The sequence below is a fragment of the Paenibacillus periandrae genome (genome assembly GCF_022458865.1).
Lineage (GTDB): Bacteria > Bacillota > Bacilli > Paenibacillales > NBRC-103111 > Paenibacillus_S > Paenibacillus_S periandrae.
The window spans coordinates 250,631-262,655 of record NZ_JAJNMU010000001.1; the positions used below are offsets into that span (position 1 = coordinate 250,631).

General features: G+C 44.8%; 11 protein-coding genes. All 11 read right to left on the reverse strand.

Features of this window, described 5'->3' with window-relative positions; all coding sequences use genetic code 11:
* Positions 1 to 195: 195 nt before the first annotated feature.
* A complete protein-coding gene (locus LRL21_RS01200; protein ID WP_240413923.1) occupies positions 196 to 1,491 on the reverse strand; it encodes an ABC transporter substrate-binding protein in 1,296 nt (431 codons plus the stop codon).
* Positions 1,492 to 1,625: 134 nt separating this feature from the next.
* A complete protein-coding gene (locus LRL21_RS01205) occupies positions 1,626 to 2,459 on the reverse strand; it encodes a carbohydrate ABC transporter permease (RefSeq protein WP_240413924.1) in 834 nt (277 codons plus the stop codon).
* Complete coding sequence (locus LRL21_RS01210) at positions 2,459 to 3,340, reverse strand: carbohydrate ABC transporter permease (protein ID WP_240413925.1); 882 nt, start codon at positions 3,338 to 3,340, stop codon at positions 2,459 to 2,461. The genes LRL21_RS01205 and LRL21_RS01210 overlap by 1 nt, the downstream gene beginning before the upstream one ends.
* A 17-nt stretch (positions 3,341 to 3,357) precedes the next feature.
* Positions 3,358 to 4,698, reverse strand: a complete 1,341-nt coding sequence (accC, locus tag LRL21_RS01215; RefSeq protein WP_240413926.1) for an acetyl-CoA carboxylase biotin carboxylase subunit — start codon at positions 4,696 to 4,698, stop codon at positions 3,358 to 3,360.
* A gap of 4 nt (positions 4,699 to 4,702) precedes the next feature.
* The gene (gene accB / locus LRL21_RS01220; RefSeq protein WP_240413927.1) at positions 4,703 to 5,185 is read right to left on the reverse strand and encodes an acetyl-CoA carboxylase biotin carboxyl carrier protein; all 483 of its coding nucleotides are present in this window, start codon (positions 5,183 to 5,185) and stop codon (positions 4,703 to 4,705) included.
* 79 nt (positions 5,186 to 5,264) lie between these two features.
* Positions 5,265 to 6,032: a LamB/YcsF family protein gene (locus LRL21_RS01225; RefSeq protein WP_240413928.1), complete on the reverse strand. Its 768-nt coding sequence runs from the start codon at positions 6,030 to 6,032 to the stop codon at positions 5,265 to 5,267.
* Between the two features lie 17 nt (positions 6,033 to 6,049).
* Entirely contained in the window at positions 6,050 to 7,003 is a 954-nt protein-coding gene (locus LRL21_RS01230; RefSeq protein WP_240413929.1) for a 5-oxoprolinase subunit C family protein, read from the reverse strand.
* Positions 6,991 to 7,719 (reverse strand): 5-oxoprolinase subunit PxpB, encoded by a 729-nt coding sequence (pxpB, locus tag LRL21_RS01235; protein ID WP_240413930.1) that lies wholly within the window; start codon positions 7,717 to 7,719, stop codon positions 6,991 to 6,993. Before pxpB ends, LRL21_RS01230 begins: the two co-directional genes overlap by 13 nt.
* A 186-nt stretch (positions 7,720 to 7,905) precedes the next feature.
* Positions 7,906 to 9,540, reverse strand: coding sequence for a response regulator (locus tag LRL21_RS01240; protein WP_240413931.1), 1,635 nt, complete (start codon positions 9,538 to 9,540; stop codon positions 7,906 to 7,908).
* The gene (locus tag LRL21_RS01245) at positions 9,541 to 11,343 is read right to left on the reverse strand and encodes a cache domain-containing sensor histidine kinase (protein ID WP_240413932.1); all 1,803 of its coding nucleotides are present in this window, start codon (positions 11,341 to 11,343) and stop codon (positions 9,541 to 9,543) included. It lies immediately after the preceding gene.
* Positions 11,344 to 11,618: 275 nt separating this feature from the next.
* On the reverse strand, positions 11,619 to 11,888 hold the full coding sequence (locus LRL21_RS01250; protein ID WP_240413933.1) for a hypothetical protein: 270 nt from the start codon (positions 11,886 to 11,888) through the stop codon (positions 11,619 to 11,621).
* Positions 11,889 to 12,025 lie beyond the last annotated feature (137 nt).

Genomic DNA, 12,025 nt, shown 5'->3' on the forward strand with positions numbered 1-12,025 from the left:
AGCACACACCAGATATGCAGTTGGCCTGACCGCTTGAAATCGGAACAACCGATTCAAGCGGTTTTTTTGAACATTGAAATTGGTATATGTACCAGATGGACCTTCAGATTAAGATTGATAAACAGAAGAGGCATCAAAGCCTCTCCGTTTGGAGATACCTTGACGCCTCTTCATTACTGCTTGTAATCATCCCTATTATTTGGTTTTCATCTTATCCCATGTACCCTGGAATTCGGCTAACAATTGATCGCGGTTTACTTTGCCTGCGATGTACTTCTGTAAAGAGGCTGCCATTTCCTGTGGACTGCCATCCGGGTATTTCGGCCAGTGCCAGCCAAGCACCTTGTTCTCCTTGAGGTACTTAGCGATATCCTCTCCAGGTGTACCTACAGAGGCCGCATCAGCAGGAATGGTCTTTAAAGCGGGGATGAATTTGAATTCCTTTGTCAAATAGTTTTTACCAATATCCGAGGTGACCAGCCAGTTCAAGAACTCCTTGGCTTCCGGCTTCACCTGAGAATCTTTATGGATAACCCAGTTATTCGGTACGCCTACAAACAGCTTGTCATTTAAAGCAGCATCCTCGTTGATCGGAATCGGCATTAAGCCAACATTAATCTTCGGATCGATTTTTTGAATCAAAGGCAGCGTCCAGTTCCCACTTTGCATGATTGCAGCCTGACCGCTGCCAAATGTAGCGATAAAGCTGTTATAATCGGTCGTCAGCTGATTTTTGTTGCCGTACTTTACAATTAGATCAAGCATGTTCAAGGAGTCGGCAAAAATCGGATTACCGGCAAATTTCGCCTTTCCATCATTCAAATCCTTAATAAACGCATCGGTGTTTGGCTGCTTGGCCATCGGATTATTAAAGAAATGCCGCCCGAGTGAGGACCATACCTGAAACATATTAACAAAAGGCGTCACACCATTGGCCTGCAGCTTCTTGCTGACATCCTCTAGTTGTGAAAGTGTTTTGGGAAGCTCTGTAATGTTCGCTTTGGCAAACAAATCCTTATTGTAAACGAAGCCATAACCTTCAAGCGAGACTGGCATCCCATAAAGCTTGCCGTTGATTGTAGTAGGCTCCTTGGCAAAATCGAATACATCCTTTGCCCATGGCTGATCGGATAAATCCTCTACACGATCCTTCCACGTTTCCAGCTGCTGAAAGCCCTCATTGTTAAAAATATCCGGCATTTCACCTGCGGCAAATTTGGTCTTGAGGATTGTATTGTAGTCGGTGCCAATGACGGTCTCAACCTGGACCTTGACGCCTGGATGCGTCTTTTCATACTCATCCTTCAGCTTATTCAATTGCTCGGAAATCTCAACCTTGGCCTGAAAGATTTTAAGTGTTACTTCTTTCTTTGGCTTGGCATTGTCATTCGCTGTTTTCGTATCAGCGGGCTTGTCTCCATTCGTTGCACAACCAGTCAAAAAGGACATTAACAATACAAGCGCACTGCCAGCAGTAAGCGATCGTTTCATCGTTCAAACTCCCCTTCGTTCTATTATTGTTTACCATTTTATTATAATTCAGCCCCTAAGTGGCGGACACTCATAGGTTTGACTATTGAGGTGGATGAAATTGCTCCTGACCTATAAGGTCAGGTTTGTACCATTTACCCTTTGATAGCCCCGGAGGTAATCCCTTCGATAATATGCTTCTGGAGAGTAAGGAAAAAGATCAGGATGGGTACCACACTCATCACAAGCGCTGCTAACGCAAGATCCCACTGATTCGTATATTCGCCAAATAAGGAGTTAATAGCGACCTGAATGGTTCGCAAGTCTTTTTGCTGCAAAATGATAGATGGGAGCAGAAAATCATTCCACATCCACAGGCTGTTTAGCATGACAACTGTAACTGTCATTGGTTTGAGCAACGGAAAAATGATTTTCCAAAACACACCGTATGGGCTACAGCCATCGACTTTAGCGGATTCTTCTATTTCGAACGGAATGGAGCGAACAAAACCCTGATACAAAAAAATGGTAAACGAAACACAGAGACCGAAATAACAGACAACAATGCCCGGAATACTATTAATTAGATGAAACCAGGATGCAACCTTTACCAAAGGTATCATGATCGCCTGGAACGGAATGACCATAGCTGCCACAAATACGGCGAGCAGCATCCGATTGAACCTGCTCGGCCTGCGCGCCAGTCTGTAAGCCGCCATTGATGAAATAATGACCAAGCCAATGTTGCTGAATACAGTAATTAACAAGGAATTTTTAAGTGTAGTAGCGAATTGCAGTACCTTCCATGCATGTACATAGTTATCCCATCGCAACACCTTAGGCAAGCTTGCCGCATTGATCAGAATCTCGGCAAAATTTTTCACTGAATTGGCCAATACAAAATAAAACGGTGCCAGAAACAGGAGCGCAAGAACAATTAACGCAATCTCAATGAGAAGCAGTCTGGCATTGTACGCATCGGTTTTCATTACAGATCCACCTCACGCTTCTTCGTCATAGACACCTGAATCGCCGTAATGATGGATACTGCCATAAAGAAAATAAGTGCCTTGGCGGTTCCCAGTCCATATCGGTTATTGACAAATGCCTCGGTGTAAATATTCATTGCGACGGACTCCGAAGAATTATAAGGTCCACCCTTGGTGAGTGAAAAGTTCAAATCAAACATTTTAAATGCCCAGGCGATCGTTAAAAAGAGACAAATCGTGATGACTGGCATAATGAGCGGAATGATAATACTGCGTAAGATTTGGGCACTGTTCGCACCATCGATCGTGGCTGCTTCTATTAGGTCCTTCGGCACATTGGTCAAACCAGCGATGTAAATAACCATAATATAACCAGCTCCATGCCACACAAATACGATAATGAGCGCCCAAAAGGCCGTATCCTCCGTTCCAAGCCAGGGCAGATTGAAAAATCCCAAATTCGTCAGCTTCCCAATGGCAGCAAATCCTTGAACAAATATAAATTGCCATATAAAGCCAAGCAGCAAGCCGCCCAATACGTTCGGGATAAAATAAACCGTTCGTAACAGATTGCGCGTCTTCAGCGATTTGGACAAAAAGTAAGCGAGCGCAAACCCGAGCAAATTTGTCAGGATGACAGCTACAAAAGTAAACCGAGCCGTAAACCAGAACGAATGAATAAAATTGGTGTCCTTGGTAAGCACCGTTTGATAATTGCTTAAGCCAACCCAACGAATACTGTGAGCAACCCCGTTCCAATCGGTAAATGAATAATACACGCCAAGAAAAAAAGGAAGCATAATAATGATGGTATAGAACAAAACGGCAGGACTCAGAAACACCGTTTGCTGCATCCATTCCGACGACATGGACTTTCTCATTGGTATCCCCCTCTCTCCTATTGGAACTCGGTTTCTATGAATTTGGTGTTGCAGTCGCCCGCTATAAATAACTCATGCTGCAAAACTTTCAGATGGAAGGGAATCGTTGTCTGGACACCCTCGATGTGAAATTCTTGGAGAGCTCTCTTCATACGCTGAATTGCCTCATGACGATCCCGGCCCCACACGATCAATTTAGCTATCATAGAATCGTAAAAGGGAGGAATTTCATAGCCGGCAAAGGCTGAGCTATCGATCCTCACCCCGAAACCGCCGGGAAGCCGGTAGCCCGTTATTGTACTTGGTGACGGCCTGAACTGATGGTCAGAATCCTCGGCATTTATACGGCATTCGATCGCCCACCCCTTCAGTTCAATCTCATTCTGGGTGCATGAGAGCGGGTACCCGGCAGCGACAGCAATTTGCTCTTTAACAAGATCAATACCTGTCACAAGCTCCGTTACCGTGTGCTCTACCTGGATTCTTGTGTTCATTTCCATAAAATAAAACTGCCCATGCTTATCGAGCAAAAATTCAAGTGTACCTACCCCCAAATAATCAACAGCCCTGCTGGCAGCGACAGCCGCCTGACCCATGGCCTGCCTTAACTCGGGTGAAACTGCAGGAGAGGGTGCTTCCTCCACAAGCTTTTGATGTCTGCGTTGTATAGAACAGTCCCTTTCACCGAGATGAACGATATGGTTATGGGCATCTGCAATGATCTGAATTTCAATATGCCTGGGCTCCTCGATATACTTTTCCATATAAACGCCTGGATTACCAAAGGACGCCTCGGCCTCCTTTTGAGCCTGTCGAAACATAGAGTCCATCTCCAGCTCGCTTTGGACGACTCGCATTCCTTTTCCCCCGCCACCAGCTGTAGCTTTAATTATGACAGGATAGCCGATTTCATCAGCAAGAATCACAGCAGTATCTACAGCTTCTATTAGCTCCTCTGAACCTGGAACCACGGGTACGTTAGCCAGTTTCATCGTTCGTCGCGCCTGGGCTTTATCCCCCATCTTGTGAATCGCATCAGGCTTGGGACCTATGAATGTAATACCACACGTTCCGCACAGCTCTGCAAAATCGGCATTTTCAGCAAGAAACCCATACCCTGGATGAATCGCATCCACCCCAACTGCAGAAGCCAAGGTCAGGATGGCCTGAATGTTGAGATAGCTTTGCTTGGAGCTGACAGGTCCGATGCAATAGGCTTCATCAGCCATTTGCACATGCAAGGCATCTCTGTCAGCCTTTGAATAAATCGCAACGGTAGGGATGTCCAATTCCTGACAAGCTCTAATTATTCGAACCGCAATTTCGCCTCTGTTTGCAATCATGATTTTTTTGAACATACGACTACACTCCTACAGGCTTTACGAGAAATAAAGGCTGGTCATATTGGACCAGCTGTCCACTTTCGATCAAAATTTCTGTGATGACACCATTGATCCCGGCTTGTATCTCGTTAAACAATTTCATAGCTTCGACAATACCTACAACGGTAGTTTCTGTTACGCTGTCACCTACCCGGATAAGAGGCTCCTCTCCCGGCTCTGCAGATGAATAAAAGATACCTACTGCAGGCGAAGCTATTTCAATGGGAGCAGCACCTAAAGGCTCCGCTGCAATAGTGCCGACCTGGGTTTCCCGTTCCAAATGTTGAGGAACCATTAACGGCTCCGAATGATAACCGGCTTCTGATGGCAGACTTTCCTTAGATGATACAGGGAGGCTGCGCTTAGAAATGGACAGCTTGACCGTTTCATATTCAAGTGAAAATTGCTCAATCGGAGCTTGAATGACGATTTGGATGATTTCTTTTAATTCTGATGTATTCATTGGGTATGACCTCACTTCTGTGTGTCTCTATGATTATTATGAGAAGTGCCGATATAAGGATCTGCTTCCGCTTCTCCTGTTATAAGCGCTTAAACGAAGATATACCAACGCCATTTTCTTTCAGCAATAAACGAATTTTACTAATCATATTTAACGCGGTAGGGGTGTCACCATGTACACAGATCGTCTGGCCACTGATATCGACCTCGTTCCCAGTAATCGTAGTCACTTTTCCTTCAGCGATCATTTTTAAAGCACGCTTGGCTGCCAAATCCGGATCAGTAATCACAGCGCCAGTCAATTTTCTGGATACGAGAGTCAGATCGTCATTATAGGCACGGTCCGCATAGACTTCCAGGATCGGATGCAGATTTTTTTCCAGCAAAACCTTATGCATCAGTGAATTCGGGTTAACGAAAACAGGCAGCTCGGGATTGAACGCAAGTACTGCATCTGCTGCGTAATTCGCAAGTGCTTCATCTATATCCACCCGATTTGCTAATGCACCATGCAGCTTCACATGCTGCATTCGGACCTTATGCTTGTTACAAAAAGCCTGCAGCGCGCCAATCTGATATACGATCATATTAATCACTTCATTGCGTTCCATATCCACATATCTTCTTCCGAAGCCGTTTAGATCGGGGTACCCCGGATGGGCACCCACCCCTACATCAAAGCTTCGCGCCAACTCTACTGTACGGTTCATCACATCGGGATCTCCACCGTGAAATCCGCAAGCCACATTGGCTGAGGAAATCAGCTGGATGACCGCTTCGTCCATACCAAGCTTGTAGGCGCCGAAGCTTTCACCCATATCACAATTCAAATCAACAGTTGTAAGCATCAATTCCCCTTCCTTCTTTACCTATTGTTGATATCAAGCAGAGAAAACAGTTGCTCCTGTTCTCTCCACAATACTTGAGCCTGTTCGATAGTTATGATTTCAAAAAGCACCTGGTCTCCCGGCTTACGCTGTGCGAGAAAAGGCAAATCTACACCTGCAACGACACCTATTTTCGTATAACCCCCTGTAACCTGACAATCCGACATTAGCACAATAGGCTGACCGTCCCCCGGTACCTGAATCGAGCCCATTGTTATATGATCGGATATGATATCCGCCCCCGACGTATGGACGAGCTTCGGGCCCATAAGACGAAAGCCCATACGATCCGAATCATGAGATAGAGTATAGGGCTGCGTTGTCAAGATATCCATCGATTCTTGAGTAAAGGAATCTGCCTGTGGACCTGAGATAAACCGGACAGGACGGTTTCCATCAAAAACGGGTCGGTATTTCGAAGGCAATACTCTACACGGTGTTGATGCTGTGTACACACGCTGAGCAGTCCTTGCTGCAAGCACATCTCCAGCTCGCAGGCTTCTTCCCTGGAAGCCCCCATACCCTCCCCGCACAAAGGTCGAGCTGCTGCCCATAACTAAAGGAACGTCAATGCCGCCACTGACTGCCATATAGGAGCGGCACCCATGTCTGGCAGAACCGCATTGAAGAATGTCATCAGGCATAACCCGAAACGTCTTCCATAAAGCAAGCGGCCGGCCGTTTAATGTAAATGAGAGATCCGCTCCCGTTATAGCAATCACTCCCTCATGAAGAAACTTCACTTTGGGGCCAACCAGCGTAAATTCAACAGCAGCTTCATTTTGCCGATTTCCTACCAGCAGGTTGGCCACCCTGAATGAGAACGCATCCATAGCTCCACTCTGTGGAATCCCATATTGGCGACAATCGAATCTACCCAAATCCTGCACGGTGCTGAACATCCCTGGCTTGATGATTTCTATAAATTCCATTGTTCATTCCACTCTCTTTGTTTATGTTCGTTCCAACCCTCCGCTTCCGCTGAAGTTATCGCTTCAAACTTAATGCTGTCACCTGCAGTAAAACAGCTTGGCGGTGTTTTATAGGGATCGAATGTATCCATCGGCGTTCTCCCTATCAGATGCCAGCCACCTGGAGACGTTATCGGATATATACATGTTTGACGGTTGGCAATGCCGATCGAGCCCTTCTCGACCTTGACACGCGGACTTGTACGGCGAGGTAAAGCCAATCTGCTATCCAAATCACCACAATACGGAAAGCTGGCTATAAAACCGAGCATATAAATTAGATAGGCAGAGGAAGAATGGATTTGCACGACTTCATCAGGACTGATGTTGTTCTCGGCAGCCACATAGTCCAGATCAGGCCCATAGCTATCGCCGTAAACAACAGGAATATGAACCATTCTGCCTGTACTACTTGCCAAATCAGCATCTGACAGATGGATTTGCTGCAAGGCATTCAACAGCTGGCTGTAGCTTATACGTACAGGATCGTAGCATACCGAAAGACTGGAGAAGGCAGGCAGCCACTGTTTGACGCCCAGGATGTTCGCTTCCTTGATTTTGTCAGCCCATGCATGGACGCGACGATTCACTAGCGTAGAGATGACGGGTTCGAATTGAATGATGAGTACCTGCTCCCCTAAAGGGAGATATTGAGGAACAAGCGTTGAGGATGCCACTTGGACCCAACCTCCTTACTTCCGCTGATTCTTACTTAAGAAGACCCGGCCAAGACGGATTCTCTATACAAAAATTATAGCGATAATAAGGGCTGAGTCCCACACAGAAAATTGTGGACATAAGTGGACAATCTTGATTTTTGCTGGGTCGATTGAGAGGATAAGTGGGGAGAATCTTCCAACACTTCACATGGATAGCGGAGATTCCCGATTCATTTGTATACGAAAATCTTTGGGTGTTTGTCCCTCCAATTTTTTAAAAACCCTACTGAAATACTTTTCATCCTGATAACCTACCTTACCCGCCACATCGACTATTTTGATTTGAGGGTTCAACAGCAGTACCTTGGATTTCTCGATACGTATTCTGTTCAGGTAGTCTATAACGTTTTCCTTGAGCTCCAGCTTGAATTTGCGGGAAATGTATTCCCGGTTTAAATGGAATTTGGTGGATATATCCTGAAGCGTAATGTTGCGGTAGTAATTTAATTCAATATATTTGGCAATTTCATTCATTGTATGTCCGCTTTGGACCTTTTTGCTCAAGAACAACCGCATCAATTCGGTCAAATGATTAGTAAATTCCTGCTGAAATAAAGCTGATGAAAACTGACCATTATGATCCATTGGAATGATGAAATCCGTTTCTTCCGTCAGCAATAGCTGATCCGGCTCCGCCCCTTCGTAAAATTCCTCCATCCAGCGCGCCTTCAACACCTTGTAGGCGTCCAGCCATAGATCAAGCTGATCCATCGATATTTTGTCCAGCTTGTCCATACCATCAAACCATTTTTGTATGACCGCTTGTAATTGCTCCGGCCTGCCACTCTTCATCGCAAGACTGATAGCCTCCTCGTAATCACTGAATCTCAATGAGCCGATACGCAATACAACGCCTATCTGATAGCTATGTTTCCGGGTCGAAGTATCGAGCAGATTTCGCTGGCCAAGCGCCTGCCTGGCTTGATTGTAGGCTTCCTGCAGATGGTCTGGAAAGGCTAGCTCGGAGCTGATGCCGATATCGAATGCGGCCTTAAGCACCCTTGCAATTCCGTGCTGAATACGCTCCAGAACAGCTTCCGCCTTCTCTAACTGTTCCCATGCCAGAATGACAATTTCATGATTGCTATTCAAATTACGAAAGGCAATACCCATTTGAGCTTGGTGTAGACATTCATTACAAATATTAAGCAGAGAAAATATGAGCAGGCCCATATTGGAAGCATACTTTTCTTGAATATCACGCTGGACGTCCTGCAGATTGATAACGGCAACCATGCAGGAATGAACACTGGCTAGCTGTGGAAACTCTTTGATTAACAACTGTAATTCATTGCGATATCCGACAGGCTCCATGATGACATTGGACAGAAGCTTGTCCCTGTAGATCGATTTGAGCTCAATAACTTCCCTGCTTTGATACTGATGGCGCACCTGCTCCTGATGGGCTTTCTTCCAGCTGCCAACTGCCTTTTGAATAGCATCATGCAATTGCTTGGCAACAATTGGCTTAAGCAAATAGTCCGTAGCCCCATATTTAACCGTATGGCGCATGAGCTCAAAATCATTATGCCCGCTAATCACAATCTTTTTACAAGTAACCGCATGAGAGTCCATCCATTCCATCAGCCCGATCCCCGTCATTAATGGCATCATCATATCCGTGATGACAAGCTGCGGTTGTTCTCTCTCCATGATTTCTATCGCTTCCAGACCGTCTTCCGCTTCCAGAACGGTCTCAATATCCAGAGCACTCCAATCTGTGAGCAGGCGGATGGTGCTCCGTACATGCTTTTCATCATCGACAATAAGTACTTTCATCTATAATGCCCCCTTGTCTATTCCCATGATTGGAATGCTCAGTATGACCTGTAGCCCATAAGGATGAATACTGTCAAGCTCCAGGTTGGCCTGATCCCCATAATAAAGGCGCAGCCTGGACATAATATTCATCAATCCGATGCTTTCCCCTAGCCTTTCTCCGCTTTCATCCAGATGGGTCAACTTGTGGCGCAACTGCTGAAGTCTTTCGTCCGAAACGCCAATCCCATTGTCCTCCACAATGATAAGCAGCCTGGCTTTCTCTATTCTGGTACTTACTTTGACCACACCGACTCTTTTGTTCGTAATATAAAATCCATGCTTGAAAAAGTTTTCAACAATGGGCTGTACGATCATTTTGGGTACTTGAAAAGAACTCGTCTGCTCACATATATCAAATTCAAAAGAAAGCTTATCCTCGAACCGCTGCTGCTGAAGCATGCAATAATAGTTAACATAGTCAATCTCCATGGATAGTGGAACGATCGTTTCTTTGGTGTTCATGCTGTAATGCATCATTTGTCCCAATGAAGATATAAGGGTATAGACCTGCGGTGCATGGCTTTCCAGAGCCAGATTACCGATGGATTGCAGCGCATTATTCATAAAATGGGGGTTAATTTGGGCTTGAAGCACCTCCAATTGAATCGTTTTGTTCGCTAAATTCAGCTTGTATTCCCTTAAAATCAAGTCATTGATGGTGTGCATCATCGTCCGGAAACGCTTGGCCAGAATTCCAATTTCATCCGTTCGGTTAATAACGATTGTTTCCTCCAGTTGGCCGGCCTGGATGTTATTGATATGCGAAATCAGCTGCTTCAGCGGTCTAGTTAATCGTAGTGAAACCATTAATACCGCTATCATCGCAATTGTGAGAAAGATTGCCGCTACAATTGTGTTAATAAAGGTCAAATTTCGAGCATATTCGTATAGATGTGAATAGGGTATGCGCTTGACAAGCGTCCAATTCAGATAAGACGTGGATAGCTTGGTGTATATCATAATGCCCGAAAATTCACGCTGATTCCACTCCATATATCCGGCATCATCAGGGTTATCCAAAAGCTGCTTGATCCATGCTTCGGTAGGCGCTGAGCCAAGGTAGGTCTCATTCCCTACATAAATGATGGCTCCGGTTTCATCTAGAATGTATAAATCCTCTTTATTTTTCTCATACAATTGAGCAGTCAGTTTGCTTAGCGCTTCCAACTTTACGTCTATGGACAACAGCCCGATCTGCTCATTGCTGGGGACCCGATAAAATGGCCGATGAATCGTAAACACCTTCTCAGGAACCGCCATTGGAGCCTGAATGATCCCGTAATCATGACTCCTGTGCGTTCCTTCCGTAAAAACCGCATAAGGCGCTAAGGCCCTGTTTGCTGGAGGCTCATACCGAATCGGTCCTCGTTTAAAATTATTTTGGTATAACACATAAGAGCTCTGATTATCGCTGATGTTCAGATAGACCTGGTAAATATCATTCGCCGAGCGGGAAACGATCTGCATAATCGTAAAAATATAAGACTCACTCCGGTAATCGGCAAATCCTTTTGTCAAAATACTGTCCAAGGTTGCGTTCGAGTAAATGGTCAAGGAAGCACTTTTCACCGTATCCAAATAATTAATGATGTTGGCCTTCCCTTCGGAAATGAGGTGAGTATTTTCTTCGATGGCACGCTCTTTTAACGATTCCTTGGTATATGAATCCGTTATAAAGATTGAAGAGGTGATGGGAACAATCGTCGAGATCAAGAGCAAAACAGTTAGTTTGTGACGGATGCTTTTTTGAAAAAAACGCATAGTTTCGCCCCGTTTGCAAGATGATTTTTAACATTATCTTAACAAGAAGAACCTAAATTGTCTAGAAAACAACTCACCGATTACGTCATTTAACATAACATAAGTATAACATGATTATGATTATGATTTCGATTGGCTTTTTACGAATTTGGAATGATCCTGTGACTCGTACAGGTTTGTTGAACAACGGAGATTGAGGAGCTGCAGTGTGGGTACGGGTTACCAAATGCGCCAAAAAACCTTAATTAAATAAGGTTTTTCCCATGGCAACGTCTTTATTTTCTTTTATTTACGTGGTACGTCAAATCCTTGAAAGTTCGGATAATACGAATCGATACATGATCATTGCTGGCTCGGTCCACAGGAACAAACACCATATTGATATAATCCTTAAGCTCCATATCCATGCCTTGCTCCTTGAAGGCCTGAATAAAATCTCCAACATTCGGTGATGTGGATGGATCACAAAATATTGAAATCTCTTTAATGGTCTTGACCAAACCATCCACATGTTCAATTGAAGCTATGTATTTCGCTTTATCCATGTGATGACCTCACCTTCTCAACTATTACTAACAATCCTTGTCAATATAGCATATATGGAAGTCATTCACATGATAGAATAGGATCATTTATTCAAATAGTTTCCCAACAAGAAAAGCCGAGCCCCGTCTAGGTTGAG